Annotated in this window: 20 protein-coding genes; 13 read left to right on the top strand and 7 right to left on the bottom strand. The window is 49.5% G+C overall.

Annotation, left to right across the window (positions count from 1 at the left end; genetic code table 11):
- Positions 1-65 precede the first annotated feature (65 nt).
- Complete coding sequence (locus AB2U10_RS03385; RefSeq protein ID WP_367914185.1) at positions 66-1,415, bottom strand: hypothetical protein; 1,350 nt, start codon at positions 1,413-1,415, stop codon at positions 66-68.
- A 158-nt stretch (positions 1,416-1,573) separates the two neighbouring features.
- Between AB2U10_RS03385 and bglX the strand changes: the two genes are divergently transcribed.
- The gene (gene bglX, locus AB2U10_RS03380; RefSeq protein ID WP_367914184.1) at positions 1,574-3,832 is read left to right on the top strand and encodes a beta-glucosidase BglX; all 2,259 of its coding nucleotides are present in this window, start codon (positions 1,574-1,576) and stop codon (positions 3,830-3,832) included.
- Between the two features lie 143 nt (positions 3,833-3,975).
- Here bglX and hslU read toward each other — a convergent pair whose 3' ends face one another.
- Positions 3,976-5,343, bottom strand: a complete 1,368-nt coding sequence (gene hslU, locus AB2U10_RS03375; protein WP_367914183.1) for an ATP-dependent protease ATPase subunit HslU — start codon at positions 5,341-5,343, stop codon at positions 3,976-3,978.
- Positions 5,344-5,595: 252 nt separating this feature from the next.
- Between hslU and rpe the strand changes: the two genes are divergently transcribed.
- The 3 genes from rpe to AB2U10_RS03360 all read left to right on the top strand — a co-directional run bounded on the left by rpe (position 5,596) and on the right by AB2U10_RS03360 (position 7,830).
- A complete protein-coding gene (gene rpe, locus AB2U10_RS03370; protein ID WP_367914182.1) occupies positions 5,596-6,243 on the top strand; it encodes a ribulose-phosphate 3-epimerase in 648 nt (215 codons plus the stop codon).
- 20 nt (positions 6,244-6,263) lie between these two features.
- Positions 6,264-7,511: an aminotransferase class I/II-fold pyridoxal phosphate-dependent enzyme gene (locus tag AB2U10_RS03365; RefSeq protein ID WP_367914181.1), complete on the top strand. Its 1,248-nt coding sequence runs from the start codon at positions 6,264-6,266 to the stop codon at positions 7,509-7,511.
- A gap of 142 nt (positions 7,512-7,653) precedes the next feature.
- On the top strand, positions 7,654-7,830 hold the full coding sequence (locus AB2U10_RS03360; protein ID WP_367914180.1) for a BF3379 family histone-like protein: 177 nt from the start codon (positions 7,654-7,656) through the stop codon (positions 7,828-7,830).
- A 45-nt stretch (positions 7,831-7,875) separates the two neighbouring features.
- On the opposite strand, the gene AB2U10_RS03355 is transcribed toward AB2U10_RS03360, so the two are convergent.
- Positions 7,876-8,292, bottom strand: a complete 417-nt coding sequence (locus tag AB2U10_RS03355) for a MaoC family dehydratase (RefSeq protein ID WP_367914179.1) — start codon at positions 8,290-8,292, stop codon at positions 7,876-7,878.
- Positions 8,293-8,315: 23 nt separating this feature from the next.
- Complete coding sequence (locus AB2U10_RS03350; RefSeq protein ID WP_367914178.1) at positions 8,316-8,738, bottom strand: YybH family protein; 423 nt, start codon at positions 8,736-8,738, stop codon at positions 8,316-8,318.
- A 42-nt stretch (positions 8,739-8,780) separates the two neighbouring features.
- Between AB2U10_RS03350 and AB2U10_RS03345 the strand changes: the two genes are divergently transcribed.
- Positions 8,781-9,641 (top strand): diacylglycerol/lipid kinase family protein, encoded by an 861-nt coding sequence (locus AB2U10_RS03345; protein WP_367914177.1) that lies wholly within the window; start codon positions 8,781-8,783, stop codon positions 9,639-9,641.
- Positions 9,642-9,653: 12 nt separating this feature from the next.
- Positions 9,654-9,983: a translation initiation factor gene (locus tag AB2U10_RS03340; protein ID WP_367914176.1), complete on the top strand. Its 330-nt coding sequence runs from the start codon at positions 9,654-9,656 to the stop codon at positions 9,981-9,983.
- Between the two features lie 109 nt (positions 9,984-10,092).
- Here AB2U10_RS03340 and AB2U10_RS03335 read toward each other — a convergent pair whose 3' ends face one another.
- The 3 genes from AB2U10_RS03335 to AB2U10_RS03325 form a co-directional block, all read right to left on the bottom strand.
- Entirely contained in the window at positions 10,093-11,607 is a 1,515-nt protein-coding gene (locus AB2U10_RS03335; protein ID WP_367914175.1) for a peptide MFS transporter, read from the bottom strand.
- Between the two features lie 113 nt (positions 11,608-11,720).
- The gene (locus AB2U10_RS03330) at positions 11,721-13,049 is read right to left on the bottom strand and encodes an ABC transporter permease (protein ID WP_367914174.1); all 1,329 of its coding nucleotides are present in this window, start codon (positions 13,047-13,049) and stop codon (positions 11,721-11,723) included.
- 7 nt (positions 13,050-13,056) lie between these two features.
- A complete protein-coding gene (locus AB2U10_RS03325; protein ID WP_367914173.1) occupies positions 13,057-13,965 on the bottom strand; it encodes an ABC transporter ATP-binding protein in 909 nt (302 codons plus the stop codon).
- Positions 13,966-14,274: 309 nt separating this feature from the next.
- On the opposite strand from AB2U10_RS03325, the gene AB2U10_RS03320 reads away from it, so the two are divergent.
- The 7 genes from AB2U10_RS03320 to AB2U10_RS03290 all read left to right on the top strand — a co-directional run bounded on the left by AB2U10_RS03320 (position 14,275) and on the right by AB2U10_RS03290 (position 24,834).
- Entirely contained in the window at positions 14,275-16,764 is a 2,490-nt protein-coding gene (locus AB2U10_RS03320; RefSeq protein WP_493820157.1) for a transglycosylase domain-containing protein, read from the top strand.
- Between the two features lie 138 nt (positions 16,765-16,902).
- Complete coding sequence (gene ychF, locus AB2U10_RS03315) at positions 16,903-18,006, top strand: redox-regulated ATPase YchF (RefSeq protein WP_367914171.1); 1,104 nt, start codon at positions 16,903-16,905, stop codon at positions 18,004-18,006.
- A 148-nt stretch (positions 18,007-18,154) separates the two neighbouring features.
- Positions 18,155-19,168: a PDDEXK nuclease domain-containing protein gene (locus AB2U10_RS03310; protein ID WP_367914170.1), complete on the top strand. Its 1,014-nt coding sequence runs from the start codon at positions 18,155-18,157 to the stop codon at positions 19,166-19,168.
- 107 nt (positions 19,169-19,275) lie between these two features.
- Positions 19,276-19,968 (top strand): hypothetical protein, encoded by a 693-nt coding sequence (locus tag AB2U10_RS03305; protein ID WP_367914169.1) that lies wholly within the window; start codon positions 19,276-19,278, stop codon positions 19,966-19,968.
- A gap of 111 nt (positions 19,969-20,079) precedes the next feature.
- The gene (locus AB2U10_RS03300) at positions 20,080-21,723 is read left to right on the top strand and encodes a TldD/PmbA family protein (protein ID WP_367914168.1); all 1,644 of its coding nucleotides are present in this window, start codon (positions 20,080-20,082) and stop codon (positions 21,721-21,723) included.
- A gap of 6 nt (positions 21,724-21,729) precedes the next feature.
- Complete coding sequence (locus tag AB2U10_RS03295) at positions 21,730-23,049, top strand: TldD/PmbA family protein (RefSeq protein WP_367914167.1); 1,320 nt, start codon at positions 21,730-21,732, stop codon at positions 23,047-23,049.
- Between the two features lie 150 nt (positions 23,050-23,199).
- Positions 23,200-24,834 carry a TldD/PmbA family protein gene (locus AB2U10_RS03290; protein WP_367914166.1) on the top strand — a complete coding sequence of 545 codons (1,635 nt, stop codon included), beginning with the start codon at positions 23,200-23,202 and terminating at the stop codon, positions 24,832-24,834.
- The last annotated feature ends 2 nt before the right edge of the window (positions 24,835-24,836 follow it).

The following is a 24,836-nucleotide window of genomic DNA, read 5'->3' as shown; positions in this document are numbered from 1 at the left end:
CTGTTAAAACTCCGGATAAGGGAAAAGGTTACAGGAACGGGAGGTTTTTTTCGGGAAACGGCTGTTCAGCTCAGCTTCAGAAACGATTTAAAGTTGAGCACCGGGTAGAGGAAGGCCACCAGCAGGCCGGTATTGAGGTAAACCGACACCATACCCACCAGCTTCTCTATTTTGAGCGAATTTTCTACCTGGGGAGTAAGAATATAAAAATAATATACCGGCAGCATCAGGATCAGGAAGGTCAGCAGAACACGGTAGGCGGTTTTACTTTTCAGTGAAAGGGCAATACCAACGGCCGAGAGTACGGGGATGAGCACCTGGGCCGTAAAGAGGGCATTGCGTATTTCCGATTGCGACGCGGGTATTTTCAGGATGCCCGTTACCAGCTCAACTACAGCATACCCTGTCAGCAGGAAGCACACCAGCAGCACCAGGCGCTCTTTGGTATACCCCGCTTCAAAAAAGGTTTTGATATGCCGCGGAGGCAGGATCAGCAGGATGGCCATGGCTGCCACATCGGCAAAAGGCAGGAAAAAGAAAGGATAAAGCCAGTTGGAATGCCCGCATTTATCGTAAAAATACATGGTCATGTATTTCCTGAAATAGAGTGTGCAGATCATGAGATAACCCAGGAAACCCACCGTATTCAGGAACAGCCCGACCTTGTTGGTAAAGAGCGGGAGCGTGTTATTGCCCAGGAGCGCAATGATGAGCGAGCCCACAAACCAGTATATGAGGGTTTTGAATACAATGAAAACCAGCAGCAGGCAGGCTTTTTTAAGGGGCATCTCCACGGTAAGCCGCCATGACCTGAGAGCAAAAAACTGGTGGCTGATCTCGAAAAACAGGATGGCAAACCCTGCCCAGAACAAGGCTTTTACCAGGGCAAGGCCTGTGTCGAGGTAAACTTTCCCGTCGAGCTCCACCAGCCAGAAATCCTTGTTAAAAAAGGTCTTCAGTAAAGAGAGGTTCCCGCTGAAGCCGTTGGCTATTTCCATGTTAACCAGCGGAATAAAAGCCATCATCACCGGCAGAAAGATCTGCGCCGGAGAGCGTTTGAGAAACAGGAAGATCAGGAAAGGTACGAAATACAGCAGCGATTTGACAACCAGGTTGTCGTAATCCAGGGGTATCAGCGGGCGCTGGATAAAGTCGGGAATGGTGGTGAAAACCACGGTAATAACGAACATCAGGAGGATCTTCCAGAGAGAATCGAGTGATTTCCGGAAGAAGATCCAGAACAAAAGCCAGTCGAAGGTTTCAAAAGAAGCCAGGAAAAGCCCGTTTCGGGAAGGTTCCCATGTGGCGACGTCCCAGATCTGGTAAAGATAATCCTGAAGAATATTTTTCAGGAATATAAGAAAAACAATAATTATAAATTTTACCAGTTCTCCAAACCTTTTGCTGAAGGCCATTGAAATCGATATATTTTGGCACAAACCTACAAAAAAAGCGGGAGTTATCCCATTGTACCCTTTTAATTGGAGCGCAGGCGGTAGATTTCCTGTTTACGGGGTCATTTTTTTGTCAAAAGGTTTTTGCTATATTTCCCGTATTAATCAACAGTTCTGTTATGAAAAAATTAGCAGTTTTATTATGGTTTGCCGTTCCGGTCCTGGTATTCGGGCAGGATAAAGACAAGTTTATCAACGACCTGATGCGTAAGATGACCCTGGAAGAAAAGATAGGCCAGCTTAACCTGGTCACCGGAGGAGAAGCTACTACGGGTTCTGCGGTAAGTACAGATGTGGAAAAGAAGATCCGTTCCGGGCAGGTAGGCGGAATTTTCAGCCTTTCAGGCCCCGCAAAGGTGCGCAGGGCACAGGAGCTGGCCATGCAGAGCCGGCTTAAAATACCGCTTTTGTTTGGCATGGATGTGATTCACGGCTACCGCACGGTCTTCCCGGTTCCGCTGGGACTGGCGGCTTCATGGGACATGAACCTGATAGAAAGGTCAGCTGCCATTGCGGCTGAGGAGGCCACGGCAGACGGTATTGCATGGACTTTTTCTCCCATGGTCGATATTTGCCGGGATCCCCGCTGGGGGCGGATCGCAGAGTCGTCGGGAGAAGACCCCTACCTGGGCGCTAAGATCGGGGCGGCCATGGTGCGCGGATACCAGGGCGACGGCTCATTTAAAGAGAACAGTACCATGATGGCCTGCGTTAAGCACTTTGCCCTGTACGGAGCTTCTGAAGGCGGCCGGGATTACAATACCACAGACATGAGCCGGATACGCATGTACAATGAATACCTGCCCCCCTATAAGGCGGCGATTGATGCGGGGGCAGGCTCGGTGATGGCCTCTTTTAATGAAATTGACGGTATCCCGGCTACGGCGAACCGTTGGCTCCTGACCGACCTGCTTCGTAAGGAATGGGGCTTCAAAGGCCTCACGGTCTCAGATTATACCGGTGTAAACGAGATGATTGCGCACGGCCTGGGCGACCTGCAGGCGGTATCGGCCAAAGCTATCCGTGCCGGCACCGATATGGATATGGTAGGCGAGGGGTACCTGAATACCCTGGGGAAATCAGTGAAGGAAGGCAAAGTGACGGTGGCGGAAATTGATGCTGCCTGCCGGCGGGTTCTTGCGGCCAAATATGACCTGGGACTCTTTAAAGATCCGTTTAAATATTGCAGTGAAGAGCGTGCGGCAAGCCGGATCTACACCGAAAAGACCCGTGCTTTTGCCCGTGAAGCCGCTGCAAAATCGTTTGTACTGTTAAAAAACAAGAATCGTGTTTTGCCGCTTAAGCCGAACCAGAAGGTGGCGGTGATAGGCCCGTTGGTCAACAATAAGGAGAACATGGGCGGTACCTGGGCCGTATCGGAAGACCGCAACAACAGCGTTACCCTGCTGGAGGGTTTAAGGAACGGCCCGGCAAAGGCTGAGATTTTTACTGCCCGGGGAGCCAACATTTATTCTGATCCGCAGATGGACGCCAACGCGGCGCTTTTCGGGAAAACCACAGGCAGGGATAGCCGTTCAGACCGGGAAATGCTGGATGAGGCTGTGGCCGTGGCCCGGAAGGCTGATGTGATTGTTGCCGCCCTGGGAGAATCTGCCGAGATGACCGGGGAGGCCTCGAGCCGCACTCAAATCAACATTCCGGATAACCAGGTTGAGCTGCTGAAAGCGCTGGTGGCCACCGGGAAGCCGGTAGTGCTGGTGCTGTTTACAGGCAGACCCCTCACCCTGACCTGGGAGAACGATAACGTGGATGCCCTGCTCAATATCTGGTTTGCAGGCAGTGAGGCCGGAAATGCCGTAGCCGATGTGCTTTACGGCAAGGTCAATCCTTCGGGTAAATTACCGGTGACTTTCCCCCGGAACGAAGGCCAGATACCGCTTTATTACGCGATGAAAAATACCGGCCGGCCTCACAGCGGCAACCCGGGCTTTGAGAAATTCAGGTCGAACTACCTCGATGCCCCGAATACCCCGCTGTATCCTTTCGGGTACGGGCTGAGCTATACCACGTTCCGGTATTCAGCCCCTGTGACAGACCGTGCGGTTATCACGGCGAAAGAACCGGTAACGGTAACGGTCAATGTTTCCAATACGGGAGATTATGACGGCGAGGAGATCGTGCAGCTGTATATCCGTGATGTGGAAGGAAGCGTGACCCGGCCGGTCAAAGAGCTGAAAGATTTTAAAAAGGTGTTTATCCGGAAAGGAGAAACCGTGAAAGTGAGCTTTACGTTAGATGTTTCTGATCTGTCGTATTACTATTCCGACCTGAAGCTGCAGGCCGAAAAAGGAATATACGAGATCATGACAGGGCCTGATTCGGCCGAGACGGAGATGGTGAAGCTGGAGCTGAGGTGATGTGGTTCTCGGCTACGCCCGAACTGACAAAAGGCCGTCGCTCCTGTCAGTTCGGGCGTAGCCGAGAACCAGGTCTGGTAGGGAACCCGATGAGGACACCCAGCCCGGCTAAAATTTACAGAAAGACGGCGTACTAAGTATCTTTAAAGGATATACTGGCTTAAATCTTTATTTTTGACCAGGTTGCCCAGCTTTTCCTTCACCATATCGCGGGTGATTTCCAGGGAAGTGCCCGCGGCGATTCGTTCCGGAACGTCAAACAGGATATCGTTCAGGAGCAATGACATTACAGTCTGCAGCCTTCTCGCCCCGATATTCTCCATTTCGGTATTGGCCTGGTATGCAATGGCAGCCATTTCTTTCAGGGCGTCTTCGTGGAAAGCGAGTGTCACGTCTTCGGCTTCCAGCATGGCTTTGTATTGCTTGGTCAGCGCATTTTTCGGGGTCTGGAGAATCTGCAGGAAGTTGGCTTCGGTCAGGGATTCCAGCTCTACCCGGATAGGGAACCGCCCCTGGAGCTCGGGGATCAGATCAGAGGGCTTGGATACATGAAACGCCCCGGCTGCAATAAAAAGGATGTGATCGGTTTTGATCGAGCCGTGCTTGGTATTGACCGTGCTGCCTTCAACAATCGGCAGGAGGTCGCGCTGAACACCTTCCCGGCTAACGTCAGGACCCGATTTGCCTCCTGATGAAGCCACCTTGTCGATTTCATCAATGAAGATGATCCCCAGGTTTTCGGCTTTCCAAATGGCTTCTTCTTTTACTTCGTCCATGTCGATCAGCTTGGCCGACTCTTCTTCCAGCAGGATTTTCCGGGCTTCTTCAATAGTAACCTTCCGTTTTTTCTTGTTTTTGGGCATCATTCCGCCGATCATTTCCTGGATATTCATCATAGACACCTCATCAATGGGTCCGCCCATTACGCCGATAGGTGCCGCAGAGACCTGCGCTATGTCAATTTCTATCTTCCGGTGGTCGAGATCACCTTTCCGCAGCTTCTCACGGAAGGCCTCACGGGTTTCCTGGTTAATTTCAGATTCGGTCTTTCCATCCTGCAGCAGGTCCGGGTTCTTTTGGGTAACCGGTGGAATGAGAATATTCAGGATCTTATCTTCCACGGCCTCCTGGGCCCTGAGCTTCACTTCTTCTTTTTTGGTAGATTTGACCATGTTGATGCTCTGCTCCACGAGGTCGCGTACCATGCTTTCCACATCGCGGCCCACGTAGCCCACTTCGGTAAATTTGGAGGCTTCTACCTTGGTGAATGGTGCTTCGGCTATTTTGGCCAGTCTTCGGGCAATCTCCGTTTTACCTACTCCGGTAGAGCCGATCATCAGGATGTTGTTGGGGATGATCTCCTGCTGGATATCGGCCGGGGCGTTCATCCGGCGCCAACGGTTCCGGAGGGCAATGGCCACATTCTTTTTGGCTTCGGTCTGACCGATGATGTATTTATCCAGTTCGGCCACGATCTGGCCGGGGGTGAGGTTTTCTATTTTCTTTGTCATGTTACTGCTTAATCCCTGCAAAAATACACCGAATATTGTTACCGCGCTAATTTTGAACCGAGTGATGAGGCGTATGAAATACAGATGATCAGGACAGGCGACCCGCTTTACCCGGATGACCGGCAGTACTCCGTACAGCGTAAACCGGCCTGATCTGTGTCTTGTGTATGAACTGTATTCCAAAAGTGATATATTTCTTTTATTTCCCTTAAAAAATTGCGAAATTTGCGGCGTTTAATATCTTCATTACTCATGCCTATCCTTGCGCCGTCGGTTTTGGCGGCAGATTTTGCTAATCTTCAGCGTGACATTGAATTGATCAATGATTCGGATGCCGACTGGTTCCATATTGATATTATGGACGGCGTGTTTGTACCGAATATCAGTTTTGGCGTACCCGTGACCGAGGCCATTGCAAAGCATGCCAGGAAGCCGCTGGACGTGCACCTGATGATTGTACAGCCCGAAAAATATGTGGAAACATTTGCCAGGGCGGGTGCAGAGACCATCTCGGTGCATTGGGAGGCCTGCCCGCATATTCACCGTACGATCTACCAGATCAGGGAGGCCGGTTGCCGTGCAGGAGTAGTGCTGAACCCCGGAACGCCCGTTTCGGTGCTGGAAGATGTAATACAGGATGCCGGCCTGGTTTTGCTTATGTCGGTGAACCCCGGTTTTGGCGGGCAGAAGTTTATAGAAAATGCGGTAGAAAAAACAGCCCGGCTGAAAGAGCTGATCCTCCGGAAAAATGCCTCTGCCCTGATCGAGATTGACGGCGGAGTGAACCTGGAGACCGGTGCAAGGCTGGTCAGTGCCGGTGCTGATGTGCTGGTAGCCGGCAGCTTTGTTTTCAGTGCGGCCGATCCGCGGAAGATAATATCAGAATTAAAAGCGTTATAATTTAAAATAGTTTTCCAAATATGGCATCAGATATCTTTGAGAAAGTAGTGAAAAACATGGGGCCTATCGGCTCTCATGCCCATTATTCACATCATTATTATTCTTTTCCCAAGCTTTCAGGTGAGCTGGGTCCCTACATGTATTTCAACGGCAAGAAAATGCTGAACTGGTCGCTGAACAACTACCTGGGCCTGGCCAACCATCCTGAAGTACGGGAAGCTGACGCCCAGGCGGCTGCCGAATACGGCCTGGCGTACCCTATGGGTGCCCGGATGATGACGGGTAATACCGATCTGCACGAAGAATTTGAGCAGCAGCTGGCGCAGTTTGTAGGAAAAGAAGATGCTTTTCTTCTGAATTACGGCTACCAGGGCTTTATGTCAGCCATTGAGGCACTGGTGGATATTCATGATGTGATTGTATACGATGCCGAATCGCATGCCTGCCTTATTGATGGTATCCGGCTTCACCGGGCCAAAGGCGGAAAAACCTATACTTTCAGGCACAACGATATGGAAAGCCTGGAGAAAAACCTGATCCGGGCGGCCAAAGCGGCAGAAGAGAACAACGGCGGCATACTGGTGATTACCGAAGGTGTGTTCGGTATGTCAGGCGCGGTGGGTGCACTGGACCGGATTGTGGAGCTGAAGAAGAAATTTCATTTCCGTTTGCTAGTAGATGACGCCCACGGCTTTGGTACTATGGGAAAAACCGGGGCGGGTGTTCCCGAGCATTTTGGTGTTCAGGATGAAGTGGATATCCATTTCTGTACTTTTGCCAAGTCTATGGCGGCTATCGGTGCATTTGTGGCGGCTAAAAAAGAAGTGATCATGTACCTGAAGTACAACATGCGTTCACAGACCTACGCCAAAGCGCTGCCAATGCCTTTTGTAAAAGCCGGTATGAAACGGCTGGAGCTGATCAAAAAGCATCCGGAATATAAAGATAAGCTTTGGGAAATTGTAAATGCGCTTCAGAACGGTTTCCGGGAGCGGGGTTTTGATATCGGTGTGACCACCTCGCCGGTAACTCCCGTATTCCTTCAGGGTGAGTATGATCTGCCGGTAGTGACCAACCTTATCCGTGACCTCCGGGAGAATATGGGAATCTTCTGCTCCATCATTGTTTACCCTGTGGTACCTAAGGGTGTTATCCTGCTGCGGGTGATTCCTACGGCTGCACATACCCTGGAAGACGTGGAATATACCATGAAGCATTTTGAGATCGTGAAGCAGAAACTGACCGATGGCCAGTACAGAAATGCGTAGATTGAGGATAATAGCCTCCTGAAGTATACTGAAATCATAGATTTTGCGCAAAAAAACCTGCTTTAAGTACAGATATTATAAGAATAGTAGTATTTTAGCGATGTGAATCAAATAATTGTTAAATTACAAACTCCGCGAAACAATGAATAAGTATTCAGAACTTTTAAGTCTGGTGACTGATCTTAAAGACGACTTTGAGAAATTTTATGACAAAGGTAACGGTGCTGCCGGTACCCGCATAAGAAAAGGCCTGCAGGATATAGCAGCTTTTGCTAAAGCCACGAGGGTCGAAGTACAGGAGATCAAGAACAACAAGTAAGGAGATGTCCGGGCCGGATTCTTTCAGGGAATCCGGCCTTTTTCATTAATAGTGGGTTTCGTTCATCAGCGTTCCAATTCCACGGATCGTCACTTTCCCTGTTTCTTTATTTTTTATCTGGGTAGATATTCTGGCAATATGCCTTACAGGATCTACCTCTGCTACCTCAAAAATCACTATATAGTCTGTATCCACGTACATGGGCCTCAGGTATTCGGTTTCCTGCTTCATGTAGATAGAGCCGGGCCCTCCGGGTTCTCCCATGCCTAAAAAGCGGGTAAACACACTACTGCTTAAATGCCCGTGAATGATAGGGGATTTAAATTTGGTGGTAGCGGCATAGGCGGCGTCCAGGTGAATGGGATTGTGATCACCGGTGAGGTTGGCAAATGCCACTACATCGTCTTGTGAAAACCTGAATTCATGTTCGTACCGGGTGCCTACCGCAATTTTTTTGCTCATTTGATCTGTAAAATTTTATATGGTTAGCTGGTGTGGTCACTTACAATGACCCACCTGTTCTCTATTTTTTTGAAAATAAGGGTGAAATATCCGCCGGTGTCTCCCTTTTCGGGCCGTTTTAGCGCCCATTTTCCCAATACCCAGGCCGCCCGGTCGGAATGGAAATCAACCTCCTGGATGTCAAAAGACAGGGTGCCCATGGTGGCGCGGTCGGGATAGGTGCGCAGGTAGCGCTCTTTGGTCGCCTCCCAGCCTTTGGTTACTCCGTTTTTCCCGATAAATTTCAGCTCGGGCGATTTCCAGTAATCTTCCATAAAACCCTCTATATTGCCGCTGTTCCATTGGTTTTCCTGGCGTTTCAGGACGTCCAGTATCGCTGACTTATCCTGGGCCGCCAATGTAAAAGTTAGCGTCAGAGCAGCAAATATTAGAAATAGTTTCCTCATTTTTGTATCCGGAAAAATGAATTTCAAATATATCGATTTAAATTGAACAAGCCAACGATCGTATTTATATTAAATCCTGTGGCGGGAGGAGGAGCAAAAAGAGTCAGTAAGAGGGCCATTCTGAAGAAATGGGAAGATCATGAGGTGGTTTTCCTGGAAAATCTGGAGGGTAGGAATGAACAGGTGAAAAAATACCTTGCAGAGGGCGTTCAGGATTTTGTGGTGGCCGGTGGCGACGGCACGGTAAACGATATAGCTTCACTGCTGACCGGTACGGCGGCCCGGCTGGGTATTGTTCCGTCAGGCTCGGGAAACGGCCTGGCCCGCGACCTGGGACTACCGCTGCAGCCGGAAAGGGCGCTGGAAGTGATCCGGAAAGGAAAAGTACGGACCATAGATGTAGGTCTGCTCAATAACAAACTGTTTTTCTGCACGGCCGGGATCGGCTTTGATGCCCTCTGCGCATATGATTTTGCGAAAGGGGAACATTCCCGGGGCCTGTGGAATTACGTGAAGATTATCTTCCGGAATTATTTTTCGTATCAACCCGTCAGCCTGGAAAAGGAAGGACAGCGGCTGGAGTTTTTCTCCGTCACTTTTGCCAATGCGGGCCAGTTCGGGAACGATGCATACATTGCCCCGGAGGCTACTCCTGACGACGGCTACCTCGATTGTGCCATGATCCTGCCGCATCCCCGCTCGCGCTTTGCTGCGTTGGGGTGGAGGCTGATCCGGAAAAAGCTGGGCACATTCCCGTATTTCAGAACCTACCGTTTCAAAGAGTGCGTATTTACCGGTATTTCCGATAACCGGATCCATATTGACGGTGAATCGCATACGTTGGATACCTCTACGGTAGAAGTAAAAATTTTAGAAAAAGCATTGCATGTAATAACGGTATAAATCGGTAAGGGCATGAAAAAAAATAAAGGCGGAGTGGTATACTCCACGAACCCCGATTACGTATTTGACTCTTTTGAAGAGGAGACCGAAACCCCGGAAAACAGCCGCCAGGAGCTGAAAATATGGCTCGACCGCAAGGGTGGCGGGAAGGTGGTCAGCCGGGTGACCGGCTTTACAGGAAAAGACGAGGACCTGCAGGCTTTAAAGAAGAAGCTTCAGAATGCCTGCGGCAGCGGTGGCAGCGCCAAAGATGCTGAAATTCTTATCCAGGGAGACCACAGGGACAAGCTGCTGGCCTTTTTGCTGAAGGAAGGGTACAAGGCGAAGAAGGCAGGAGGGTGAGGGGGATGGAGTTAAAAGATAAAAGTTAAAAGTGAAAAGATAAAAGTTATGGAACATTAGTAAAAGATAATGTTCCGCAACTTTTAACTTTTCGTTTTTATCTTTTCACTTACTTCACTTCTCCCATCAGTTTTCGCACTATCGGGGAAATAACAATCAGCACTACCCCCGCAATCAACGCATAGATGGCCAGCTGCTGGTATCCTGCGGTAAAGGCCATAAGCTTATCCATGGCCGGGGCGTCGTTATCGGCGGTGCTCATACCGGCGCCCAAAATCCCGGCTACGTATTGGCCGTAGGCGGTAGCCAGAAACCACATGCCCATCATCATGCCCTGAAGCTTGGCCGGGGCCAGCTTGGTCATAATAGAAAGCCCGATCGGCGACAGGCAGAGCTCTCCCAGCGTCATAACCAGGTAGGCCAGGGTAAATACATTCAAAGAGGTAATCCCCAGGTCATTGGCATAAAACCGGGTGGCGTAGAGGATGTAAAAAGCAATACTCAGGAAGATGAACGCCAGCCCGAACTTGACTACGGTATTGGGCTCAATTTTCTTTTTAGCCAGCGCTATCCAGATTAAGCCGGCCAGCCATGCCAGTATAATCACAAAGAAAGCATTGGCCGAGTTATTGACAGAATTGGGATCAAGGGTCATGAAGCCCAGCAGCTTGTTGTCGAGGTTGGAAGCGGCAAAGATGCTGAGCGAACCTCCGCTCTGTTCAAAAAACGCCCAGAACAGGATGGAAAACAGGATAAATACCAGGGCGGCTATCAGCTTCTTGTTTTCACCGGCTGAATACCTCCTCATTTCAAACAAAAGGTAAAGCAGCACGGCCGGGCCTATGGTATACATGAACCAGTCGGTATATTGTGTTTTGGAAACCATGGTCATGATGATGGGAATACACGCCAGCGCGCCGGCATATACGGCATAATCGTACCAGGGTTTGGCCTGCAGACCTTTTAAGGCAAACGGACTTTCGCCTATGGGGCCCAGGTTTTTCTTCGTAAATAAGAAGGTGATCAGGCTGATGGTCATCACCAATGCCGCGAACCCGAAGGCCACGTTCCATGTTTTATCTGCCGGCACCAGCGAGGTGAGCATGGTTCCCTTTCCTACGGCTACACAGATGTACCCGCCAAGCACGGCCCCGAGGTTAATGCCCGAATAAAAGAGAGAAAAACCGGCATCGCGCCGTACATCGCCGGGCTTGTATAAAGCACCTACCATGGTAGAGATATTGGGCTTAAAGAAACCGGTGCCAATCACCGTAAAGCTGATGCCCAGGAAGAAAAACGCTTTGGGATCAATGGCCAGGATGAGGCTCCCGGTGATCATCAGGATACCGCCCCAGAAGAGCGATTTCTTAAACCCTAAAATTTTATCGGCGAAGAGTCCGCCGATAAACGTAAAAGCGTACACGAAGGCCTGGGTGGCACCGTACTGCAGCTGGGCTGCTTTTTCGTCAAAAAGCAGCTCATGAACCATGAAGAAAGTGAGCATGCCCCGCATACCGTAGAAACAGAAACGTTCCCACATTTCGGAGAAGAAAAGCGACCAGATCTGCTTGGGATACTTTCCTGAGAAATTTTGAATACGGTCTAATTCGACATTATTTTCCAATGCGTTTTGGCTCATAGTCTTTGGGTTTTTTAATAAATCGGGGACAAATTATAACTTTATTGATAAACTTCCAGCCTGAAGGGCGTTTTTTATCGATTTTTGATACATCCGTTTTATGTTTTATAGAAAAGCCATTTCCCCAATTCTTTCCAGGTGATCTTCTTTCCGTACATCAGGATACCCACCCGGTAGATCCTCGAAGCCAGCCAGGTAGTGAAGATAAAGCCTCCAATCAGTAAGGTTACGGAAAGGACGATCTGCCAGGCCGGCACACCGAAAGGTATACGAACCATCATGATAATGGGGGAGGTGAAAGGAATCATGGAGGCCCAGACGGCCAGCGGGCTGTAGGGGTCCCGTATCACGATCTGGGCAATGGCAAACGAAGCAATGATGGGAATAGTGATAGGCAGCATAAACTGCTGGGTGTCGGTTTCGCTGTCTACCGCAGAGCCTACGGCTCCGAAAAGAGAGCTGTACAGCAGGTACCCGCCTATAAAATACAGGATGAAGCAGAGTATAATCGTACCTACCGGCAGGGTGGAGATGGCATCCATAACTTTGATGATGGCATCGGCACCGGTAGACTGGTTCTGCAGGGCATCTTTTGCTTCCGGAGGCAGGTTACCCATTTGCATGGTCAGGCTTTCGGGAACGGCTTTTACCCGGTTGGTCATCAGCTTCCCTCCAAAGCTGGTGATGGCGGCGGTCAGGATGATCCACAACCCAAACTGGGTCAGTCCTACCAGGGCTACACCTACTATTTTGCCGATCATCAGCTGGAAAGGCTTTACGGAAGAGATCAGGACTTCCACGATGCGGCTGGTTTTTTCTTCCGTTATGCTCCGCATGACCTGCGCTCCGTAGATAAATACGGCCATATAGATCAGGAAAGCGGAGATTCCCCCGATGATCGAAGCAGCCGTAGCGCTGCTTTTTTTCTCTTCACCGGCTTTCAGGCTGATGGTTTCTGCAGAAACTTTTACCTTGGCGCTTTCAAGGGTGCTCCGGGTGATACCGGCCTGGGTGAGCTTAATATTTTCTATCTCATTTTCAATCTCTTCTTCAATACGGCCCTGTAACTCCAGCGAAACCCCTTTCTCACTGTAAATCTTTACTGAGCCGGGGTTTTCAAAAATATGGGCGGGAATATACACAAGGGCATCGGCACCCGATTGCTTCAGGGCATTCTTCAGGCTGTCGATATCTCCTTTCTTGTATTCATAAATATAGGAAGAAGAGTTTTTGAATTTGTCGTGGAACAACTCGCTTTGATCCAGGATTTCTATTTTTTTCTGGTTTATGGAAGACATGGCCGCCCAGAAAATCCCGGCATACATAAGACCAACCAGCACCGGACCGAGGATGGTCATCACAATAAATGATTTTTTTCTGACACGGGTCAGGTATTCTCTTTGTATGATGAGCAGGATATTTTTCATGGGTTTGTCAGAATTTTACGGATTTAAGGAAAACATCGTTCATAGAAGCCACGTCTTCGCGGAAAGAAATGACGTGCACACGGTCAACCAGCTCTTTCAGGATGTCGTTAGACGTATGCCCCGGCAGGGCTTCTATGGTAGCTGAAACTACGCCCTCCGGGTTGGTACGGCTTTTTTGTACCCGGAAAGTAGAATTGTCGCCGCTCAGGATACCCGTGAAATCCAGTGAAAAGGTATTGGGCTTGAATTGCTGCTTGATATCCGTTTTCCGGCCTTCCAGCACTTTTTTTGATTTGTTGATCAGGCCGATATAGTCGCAAAGCTCTTCCACCGATTCCATGCGGTGTGTAGAGAAGATAATGGTGGAGCCTTTCTCCTTCAGTTCGAGGATTTCGTCTTTAATGAGGTTGGCATTGATGGGGTCAAATCCTGAAAAGGGCTCGTCAAGGATGATCAGCCTGGGTTGATGAAGCACCGTGGCTACAAATTGTATCTTCTGCTGCATCCCCTTGCTGAGGTCTTCCACATTTTTATCCCACCAGGTTTTGATATCGAATTTGATAAACCACTCTTTCAGCTTTTCCATGGCGTCTTCCCGGGTCAGCCCTTTGAGGCGGGCCAGGTAGAGCAGCTGTTCGCCCACCTTCATTTTTTTATAAAGCCCTCTTTCTTCCGGAAGATAACCGATATCATAAATATTGTTTTCTGCCAGGGGGTGTCCGTCAAACAGGACAGTGCCTTCATCCGGGCCTGTGATCTGGTTGACGATCCGTATAAGAGAAGTTTTCCCGGCCCCGTTCGGCCCTAAAAGCCCGTAAATAACTCCTTTAGGCACGGTGAGGCTTACATTATCCAGTGCGCGATGATTAGCATAATTTTTTACTACATTCCTGACTTCCAGAATATTCTCGGACATACCAGCGTTTTTTGGAACAAAAATAACCTTTTTACGCAGTATTTAAAGGATTTGTTGAAAAGATAGTACCGGGTGGATAGTGCCGGCAGACCGTGAGTGGCGACATATACGTGGAGTCTTGCGCCGGAGAGCTCTGCCGGCCCGGCCCACTATTTCATATTTAAAAGTCAATTTGATTTGAAATTAAATTTATTGCTATAATTTTGGAGCAGGTTCGGTTACAGATAAGAAAGCGTCTAACACGTGATTCAGAGGTTCAGAGATTTTTTGCGGAATATAACAGCGAAGATAAGTAATGCGATACGGATCTTGCTGGTAAATGCATTGGGAGAGCAGCGGGTAAATGCAGGCATACAATTCTATTACAAGGGAAGGAGGGCGCTGAGCCGTTTTCTTTTCGGGCACCTGGACGAGACCGGGAAATACTACCCCGTGATCCGGAATATTTATAAATTTACGTTCCTGGCCCTGGTTCTGGCGATAGGGTTTTACCTGCAGCTGCGCACCAATTTCTTATGGCTCACGGGCGGCATGCCCAGTATTGAAGCCCTGCAGAATCCCAAGATGAACCAGTCTTCTTCTATTTACTCGTCTGACGGCGAGCTGATCGGGAAGTTTTTTACGGAGAACCGTTCGGCGGTAGACAGCTCGGATATTTCTCCCTGGATGTTCAGTGCGCTGATTGCTACTGAAGATAAGCGTTTTGACCGGCATTCGGGTATTGATATCCGGCGTATGGCCAGTGTGGCGGTAGGGGTGCTGACCGGTGATGCCGACCGCGGCGGCGGAAGTACCATTTCGCAGCAGCTGGCCAAAAACCTGTACAATACCCGGCGGAAGGAAATGCGGGGCGTGCTCTACCATATCCCGTTACTGGGTACCCTCATTTATAAAGCCAAGGAATGGATTACGGCCATTCAGCTGGAAAAACGCTTCACCAAAGGCGAGATCGCTACCATGTATCTCAATACCGTGGATTACGGGAATAACGCCTTCGGTATCAAAACGGCCGCCAAAACCTATTTTAACAAGACACCGGATAAGCTGGATGCATCGGAGTCTGCCGTTTTGGTCGGACTGCAGAAGGCCACAACCTATTATAACCCGATCCGGAACCCGCAAAACTCGAAGCGCAGGCGGAATACCGTGCTGGGCCGCTTGGTGCAAAGCGGTGACCTCGACGCCAAAGAGGCTGAAAAGCTGATGGAGAAGGATATTAAGCTGGATGTGAATATTGAAGATGCCAGCGACGGCCTTGGTAACTATTTTAAGGTGGCACTGGCCAGGCAAATTGAAAAGTGGGCCAAAGAGAAAGATATCGACATTGATATTTATCGTGACGGGCTGAAAATACATACCACCATTGACTCGAGGATGCAGGTTTATGCCGAATCAGCCATGGAAACCCATATGCGCATGCTGCAGCGCGAGTTTGATGCCCAATGGAAAGACAAAAACCCGTGGACGTACGAGAACGGGGAGGAGATCCCGAATTTTATTGAAACGGTTGCCAAAAGAACCCGTTTTTACCAGCAGCTGGAAGCGAAATATGCCGGTAACCTGGATTCGATCAACTATTATATGAACAAACCCATGCGGATGAAGCTGTTCAGCTGGAAAGGCCCTATAGAGCAGGAGATCAGCCATATGGATTCTCTCCGGTATTATAAGCGCTTCCTCCAGGCGGGAATGATGGCGTATGATCCGTACTCCGGGTTTATCAAGGCCTGGGTGGGCGGGGTAGACTTCGACCATTTCAAATATGACCATGTACGGCAGGGCAGGCGGCAACCCGGCTCGGTTTTCAAGCCGGTGGTGTATACGGCGGCTATAGACGGTCCGCTGGATCTGGGCCCCTGCGACCGGCGCCAGGACAAGATGGTGGAGTTCAAATGGAAAGAAGACGGGGTAGAGAAAGTATGGCGCCCCCGCAATGCCAACGGGGTTTATTCGGGAGCCAATCTTACGTTAAGGTCGGCGCTGGCCCGCTCCATAAACACGGTAGCCGTACAGCTGACCGGTGAGATGAAGCCCAAAGGTGTGATTGAATATGCCAAAAAGATGGGAATTACCTCTCCGCTTGATAATGTGACGTCTATCGGGCTGGGTACGTCAGACGTATCGCTCTACGAGCTGGTAGCAGCTTATGGGATCTTCCTGAACGAAGGTACCTACCGCGAGCCCATCCTGGTATTTAAAATAGAAGACAGTAACGGCAAAGTGCTGGCCGAGTTTAAGCCGGCAGAACACCAGGCCATTCGCCCTGAATCGGCCTATTTAATGCAGTATATGCTGCGCGGAAATGTGGAAGAGCCGGGCGGTACCGGCAAACGGTTATTTAATTACAATGCCCTTTTCAGAAACGGCGGACAGGTAGCGGGGAAAACCGGTACCACCTCTAATAACTCTGATGCCTGGTATGTGGGCTTTACCAAAGACCTGGTGTGCGGTGTTTGGGTAGGAGGCGATGACCGGAGTATCCATTTTAAAGGAAGCATGGGAGAAGGAAGCAAAGCAGCGCTACCGGTTTTCGGTATATTTATGAACAGCGTTTATTCTGACAAATCGCTGGGTTATGTAGCGGGGCCTTTCCCTAAGCCTGCCGTAAAAATTCAGAAAGAATACCTGGGCTGCTCTTCGTATGAGGTAGAAGAAACCGGCATCGATAGCCTGAACACCGCTGAGATAGACTCGATCATGGCCTACAAGAATCGTTTTCGTAACGACTCGCTCATCAATATGGAAAAGCTGGAGCGTACTTTGCCGGCCAGGAGGCCGGATAGCCTGAAGCTGCCGTAGGGGAAGTACTTTTTGGGTAAATTTGTTTTTTTGTTTTTCTGCCGGGGTGGTTAAACCTCTGCACAAAAAAACGAATTTACAAAAACCCAAGCAACTTGCGCCTAAAAAGCGTAATTTTGCGAAAAAATTTAGAATCGTATGGCTTTAAGGGCAGGGATCGTTGGTTTACCCAATGTAGGCAAATCCACTTTATTCAATGCAGTTTCCACTAGTGCGAAGGCGCAGGCCTCCAATTACAGGTTCTGTACCATTGACCCCAACGTGGGCCTGGTTGACGTTCCTGACGAGCGGCTGGACCAGCTGGCTGAGCTGGTAAACCCCAATAAAATTGTTCCTACGCAGATAGAGATTGTTGATATTGCCGGCCTGGTGAAGGGGGCCTCCCGCGGAGAAGGGCTGGGAAATAAATTTCTCGGTAACATCCGTGAGGTAGACGCCATTATTCATGTAGTCCGGTGTTTTGAAGATGAAAATGTATTGCGTGAGGAAGGAGCGATTAACCCGGTTTCCGATAAAGAAATTATTGATACCGAGCTTCAGCTGAAAGACCTGGAATCGGTAGAAAAGAAGATCCAGCGGATTCAGAAGCAGGCCCGGGTGGGCGGAGATGCCCAGGCAAAGTTTGAGCTTGACGTGCTGGAGTCGGTGAAGCAGTGGCTGGAGCAGGGAAAGAATGTGCGTGGAATGGGCCTGACCAAAGAGCAGCTGGTGGCTGTTAGTGACCTCTTCCTGCTGACGGTAAAGCCCACGCTCTATGTGGCAAACGTAGATGAGGCGTCTATGCATACCGGTAATCCGTACTCGGAGGCCTTAAAAAAAGTAGCAGATGAAGAAGGAGCCGAGCTGATTGTGCTGAATAACAGCATTGAGGCGCAGATTGCCGAAATGGATGACCCGGAGGATAAAGCCATGTTTTTTGCCGAATACAATATGGAAGAGCCGGGGCTGAACAAGCTGATCCGGTCGGCCTACAAGCTGCTGAACCTGGCTACTTATTTTACGGCCGGTGTTCAGGAAGTGCGGGCATGGACTATCGGTAAGGGCTGGAAAGCGCCGCAGGCGGCCAGCGTGATTCATACTGATTTTGAAAAAGGATTTATCAAGGCCGAAGTGATCTCTTTTGACGACAGGATCAAATACAAAACCGAAGCGGGCTGCCGTGATGCCGGCAAGCTGCGTATCGAAGGAAAAGAATACATAGTTCAGGACGGCGATGTGATGCATTTCCGGTTTAACGTGTAAACAGGCACTTTTTAGTGAAAAATCCCGTGGCGGCCGTTACGGGATTTTTTTTTATTCCCTGGAATTTACCTTGTCAAATCTTATCCACGATTCAGAAGAGACGACAGATTAGTTCATACCTTTGCAGGGCAACTTAAACAATTAAAACATGCTTATTCATCCATCCGTCATAACTGATATCAGATCCATTATTGCCGAATCGAAAGAAAAAGCAATTCGTGCTGTTGACCACCAGCGAACACTGATGTACTGGCATATTGGCAAACGCATCTTTGAGGAAGAGCAAAAGGGACAAGACCGGGCAGATTATGGAACGTACCTGATAAGATTTCTTTCCGAACAGCTTCAACCTGAATTTGGAAGTGGTTTTTCTTACCGACAATTAAATTGGTACAGACAGTTTTACCGTACTTTCCCAATTGTGTCTGCACTGCGGACACAATTGAGCTGGACCCAATATAAACTACTTTTAAGTATTGATAACGAAGATAAAAGAGTATTTTATATTACAGAGTCGGTAAAGAATAACTGGACTTCCCGGCAACTAGAGCGACAGATTCAGAGTAGTTTGTATGAACGCCTCTTACTAAGCAATGACAAGGAAAGTATATTGGCAATTGCCAAAAATGAGAAGCAGCCCTCCGATGCCCGCGAAATCATCAAAGATCCGATGGTTCTGGAGTTTTTAGGATTAAAAAGAGAATCTTCCTTTTATGAAAAAGACATGGAAGGGGCTATCCTTTCACACTTACAGGATTTTTTATTAGAGCTGGGCAACGGTTTTTCGTTTGTGGCAAGGCAAAAAAGAATACACCTGGAAGGGGATGAGTTTTTTGCTGACCTGGTCTTTTATAACCGCTTAATGCAGTGTTTTGTGATTATAGAGCTTAAAACAACCCGGCTCACCCACCAGCATATAGGACAACTTCAAATGTATGTCAATTACTATGACCGCGTAGAAAAACTGCCGCATGAAAATCCGACGATAGGGATTCTGCTATGTGCAGGCAAAAACGATACGGTGGTTCGCTTTACATTGCCGGAAAACCAAAAACAGATCATTGCCAGCCAATATGAGCTCTACCTTCCCACTGAAAAGCAGTTACTGGAAGAAGTAAAAAAAGAATTGGAAAGTTTTGAAGGAAAAGAAAGCAGTCGTTAAAATTTCGGTTAGAAAATTGGATTTCAAAAATAAAATATTTAATATTATGAATATTTTACCGGGGTATAAGGGATAAGCACCTTGCCTGTCCCGAATCTTACCTCTTCATGATTAAATTATTGGTTTGTTGTATTCTGCTCTGTCTTGTGGTTTCTGCCGAAGGTCAGCTCATTGATTTCTCCCGGATAAAGCAGCGGAAAGTACGCAAGCTGATGACGGAAAACCACCTGTCGTCCCAGAAAGATTTTAACGGACTGGAAACGGCCTGCTTCGCTGAGGGCGGGGGGTATTCCAAAAATACCAAGACCTTCCTGGTAAAAGCACGGCCCGATGAGGTGTGGGATGCCTATCGCAACAGCAGCCCCAAACAGTGCTGGGGCGGAAAGCTGGTCTCGTTCGGTGTGCTTTTTGATTCTGCAGAAAAACCCCTGGTATATGCCGATGCCCCGTATGGAGGTATGAAAGCGGGCCAGATCATCTTTATCCAGTTACGCTTGCTGAAAGGGCTTTACAAGCTGGCTGTAGCCCATAAAGTGGTGGCGATAGATGATTTGCATAAAAGCCTGCAGATATGCTATATGAAAAAAGGCGCCTCAGAAGGAAGCCAGTTCATCAGCCTCAGAGAAACCCCCGAAGGCTTCACGGAAGTTACTCACGAAACATATTACAAAAGCAAATCGAAATTCAGGGACCGGCGGATCTACCCGGGTATCCACGAAAAGGTCATTTCCGAGTACCATGCAAATGTAGCCCGTAGTGTTGTCCACCGGGAATTGGCAGGTATTGAAATTACGCCCTGATCTACCAAAACACGGCTTTCATCTTTCAGATTATTTTTTTCTCCCGGAAATGTGCAGCTATTTGCATCTTTGTTGATACTTTTAAGTATTCTTTAACAACCCAAAATGACTATGAAGAGACGGGACTTTATTCAATGGTCCGGGATGGGCGTGGGCGCCATTCTGGGATCTTCTATTCCTGTGATCGGCCGGCCGGTGACCCTCGAGGAGCTGCTGGAGCCTGCCGCTGACCGGGCCCTCAAAAAACGACTGGCTGATGTGGCGCTGAATGCCGCCAGGGCCAAAGGAGCTACCTATTCTGACGTACGGATAGGCCGCTACCTGCAGCAATACCTTTTTACACGGGAAAAAAATGTGCAGAACATCGCCAATGCCGAGTCGTATGGCGTAGGTATCCGGGTGATTGTCAACGGCACGTGGGGATTTGCCGCCACCAGTGACGTCACCACCGACGGTGTGGCCAGATGTGCCGAAACGGCGGTGGCCATTGCCAGAGCTAACTCCCGTATCCAGACCGAACCCGTAAACCTGGCTCCTCAGAAGGGCGTAGGAGAGGTAGTCTGGAATACTCCCATCCGAAAGAATGCATTCCAGGTGCCTGTTCAGGAAAAAATAGACCTGCTGCTGAATGTTAACAACCAGGCCATGCAAAACGGTGCGGCCTTTGTAACCTCTAACCTTTTCCAGATCAATGAGCAGAAGTATTTTGCTTCTACAGACGGCTCGTATATTGACCAGGATATCCACCGGATCTGGCCTACTTTTACCGTAACCGTAGTAGATAAGGCCGCCGGGAAATTCAAGACACGTGATGCTCTCAGCTCACCTATGGGTATGGGGTATGAATACCTGGACGGGCTGGCCTCAGAGAAAATTGCCGGACCTAACGGCCTGGTGGGGTATCGTAACTCGTACGATATGACAGAAGATGCCATCCTGGCCGCTAAGCAGTCGAAAGAGAAAGTAACGGCCAAATCGGTAGAGCCCGGTAAATATGACCTGGTGCTGGATCCGAATCACCTGGGCCTGACCATTCATGAGTCGGTGGGTCACCCTACCGAGCTCGACAGGGTGCTGGGCTACGAAGCCAACTATGCCGGAACCAGCTTTGCCACGCTTGACAAATGGCGGTCAAAGTCGTTCAACTACGGAAGCCCGCTGGTGAATATTGTAGCCGATAAGACCCAGCCGCATACATTGGGATGTGTAGGGTATGACGATGAGGGCGTTCCCTGCAAGCAATGGGATCTCATCAAAGACGGTATACTGGTGAACTACCAGGCTACCCGCGACCAGGTAGGCATATTGGGTGAGAAAGAATCGCACGGATGCTGCTATGCCGACGACTGGAGCTCGGTACAGTTTCAGCGTATGCCGAATGTATCGCTGCAGCCCGGCAAGCAGAAGCTGAATGTGCACGAAATGATCAAAGGCGTGGAGAAAGGCATTTATATTATCGGTCGCGGTTCTTATTCCATTGACCAGCAGCGTTATAACTTCCAGTTCGGCGGGCAGCTGTTCTATGAGATCAAAAACGGCGAGATTGCCGGGATGCTCGATGACGTGGCCTACCAATCGAATACCCAGGAATTCTGGAACTCCTGTGCCCAGATCTGTGACAAGGATGATTACCGTACGTTCGGATCGTTTTTTGACGGGAAAGGACAACCCTCGCAGGTTAGTGCCGTGTCGCACGGTTGCTCCACTACCCGTTTTAACGGCGTAAATGTTATTAATACCGGACGAAAAATCTAAACGATCATGGCAATTTTAAGCAAAGAAGAAGCAAAGAAAATTATAGATAAGGTTTTGTCGTTTGCTAAAGCCGATGAAACCGCAGTAAGCCTGAACGGCAGCAAGACCGGGAATATCCGGTATGCACGCAATACCGTCTCTACCAGCGGGGAATCTACCAATCTCTCGCTGGCCGTTACCTCCGTTTTTGGTAAGCGTTCAGGTACCGCTACCATCAATGAATTTGATGATCAGTCGCTCGAAAAAACCGTACGCCGGGCAGAAGAGATTGCGCGGCTTGCTCCTGAAAATCCTGAATATGTACCTATGCTGGGGCCTCAGCAGTATATCGACGTAGAGGCAACGTATGCAGCCTCTACGGCGGCCATAGACCCGGAATACCGTGCGAAAGCAGCCCTTGACAGCATCGAGATATGCAAAAAGAGGAACCTGACCTCTGCCGGGTACCTGGAAGACTCTGCCGGGTTCATGGCCATGGGAAACAGCAAAGGATTGTTTGCCTACAACCGTTCTACTTCGGTAGATTTTTCGGTTACGGTAAGAACAGATGACGGATTGGGTTCAGGGTACGCTATTCAGGATTACAACGATGTCAGCAAGCTGAATGCGGGAGCCTCTACCGAGGTGGCCGCCCAGAAAGCCCTGGCTTCGAAAGGAGCGGTGGCATTGGAGCCGGGTAAATATACGGTGATCCTTGAGCCGGTAGCAGGAGCAGAGCTCATTCAGAACATGATGCGTAGCTTTGATGCCCGTAATGCTGATGAAGGCCGGAGTTTCCTGAGTAAGAAAGGAGGAGGTACCCGTTTGGGCGAAAAGCTTTTTGACGAGCGGGTAACCATTATTTCCGATCCTGCCCATCCGGATATCCCGAAATCAGGATTTTTCATGGACGGCCGTCCGAGGGAAAAAACCACCTGGGTAGAAAAAGGAGTAGTGAAAAACCTGGCTTACTCCCGTTTCTGGGCGCAGAAGCAGGGTGTTAAAGACCTTCCGCCTCCGTTTGGATTTATTATGGAAGGCGGAAACGAGTCACTGGCCGATCTGATCAAAGGGACCAAGAAAGGTATCCTGGTTACCCGCTTCTGGTACATCCGGGCAGTAGACCCGCAAACCCAGCTGTATACGGGCCTGACGAGAGACGGAACATTTTATATTGAAGACGGTAAGATCAAGCACCCGATCAAGAACTTCCGCTTTAACGAAAGCCCCGTAATTATGCTGAATAACGTGGAGGCCGTGGGTAAATCGGTGCGGGTAGGAGGAAGCATGATTCCGCCGCTGAAGATCCGTGATTTTACGTTTTCCAGCTTATCGGATGCCGTATAAGGCATCTGCCTTCAGCAATATGCTTCCGGCCGGTGGCGGCGACGTTTTCAGGCGTTAGCCCTCTGCTGCCGTAAAAGCATATTGCTGAAGGCTTTTATACATGAAAAAGCATACTTATATTTATACCTTTACCTGTTAAACAATAAAACATTGAAAAGAAGAGACTTTATCCAGCTGTCAGGAATGGGAATCGGCGGAATGATGATGATTCCTGTCCTGGGCCATGCGGTATCTCCAGAATCTTTCCTGGATTCGGGGGTAGACGTGGCCGTGAAAAAACGCCTGGCTGATGCTGCGCTGAACGCGGCAAAGTCAAAGGGCGCTACCTATACCGATGTGCGCATCGGGCGTTACCTTAACCAGTATGTGATCACGCGGGAAGACAAGGTACAGAACATCGTCAATACCGAATCATACGGGGTGGGCGTACGGGTGATTGCCGATGGTTGCTGGGGTTTTGCCGCCATTGTAGACGCCAAAACCGAAAAAGACACCGCCAGGGCCGCTGAAGAGGCCGTGGCTATTGCCCGGGCCAATGCGCGGCTGATGAAGAGCCCGGTTATCCTGGCTCCGCAAAAAGGCTTTGGTGAAGTCAGCTGGAAAGCCCCTATCGGGCGAAATGCGTTTGAAGTGCCTATCCAGGAAAAGGTAGACCTGTTGCTGGGCGTCAATGACGCGGCGCTGAAGAACGGAGCCAATTACGTGAACTCCATCCTGTTCATGGTGAATGAGCAGAAATACTTTGCCTCTTCTGACGGCTCGTATATTGACCAGGATGTTCACCGCATGTGGCCCATTTTTGCGGTGACCTGCATTGATCCCAAAACCGGGAAATTTGAGACCCGCCAGTCGCTGAGCGCTCCCATGGGTATGGGTTACGATTACCTGCAGACCAACCCGGCCGATAAGATAACCGGCATCACCACCCGGTATAACAAAGGGTACGATATGCTGGAAGATGTGGTGGCCGCTGCACAGCAGGCCAAAGAAAAGCTTTCTGCCAAGTCGGTGGAGGCCGGCAAATATGACCTGGTGCTGGATCCCTCGCATTTGTGGCTCACCATCCACGAGTCAGTGGGGCACCCGCTTGAGCTGGACCGCGTGCTGGGCTATGAAGCCAACTTTGCAGGCACTTCTTTTGCTACGCTCGACAAGCTCAAATCAGGGAATTTCAATTACGGAAGCCCGCAGGTGACACTCTATGCCGACAAAACCCGGGAAGGCTCGCTGGGCGCCGTAGGCTGGGACGACGAAGGGGTGAAAACCAAACGTTGGGACCTGGTGAAAGACGGTACGCTGGTCAACTACGAGGCCATTCGTGACCAGGTGCATATTTTAGGGGAAAACGAGTCACACGGATGCTGCTACGCCGACAGTTGGAGCTCGGTACAGTTCCAGCGCATGCCCAATGTTTCCCTTGCACCGGGTAAGGAGCCCCTTTCGGTGAAAGAGATGATCAAAGATGTGAAAAAAGGAATTTATATTATTGGTGACGGTTCGTTCTCTATTGATCAGCAACGGTATAACTTCCAGTTTGGCGGACAGCTGTTTTATGAGATCAAAGACGGCGAAATTACAGGCATGCTGAAAGACGTGGCCTACCAGTCGAATACGCAGGAGTTCTGGAACTCATGTGTGAAAATCTGTGATGAACGCGATTTTCGCCTGGGCGGCTCTTTCTTTGACGGGAAAGGGCAACCGGAACAGGTGAGCGCCGTTTCGCACGGCAGTTCCACCGCACGTTTTAATGGAGTCAATGTAATTAACACCGCTCGTAAAATTTAAGG

Source organism: Leadbetterella sp. DM7, assembly GCF_040829825.2.
Taxonomy (GTDB): Bacteria; Bacteroidota; Bacteroidia; order Cytophagales; family Spirosomataceae; genus Leadbetterella.
Note: the sequence above shows the minus strand (reverse complement) of the source record. Positions and strands in the feature narration are given on the sequence as shown.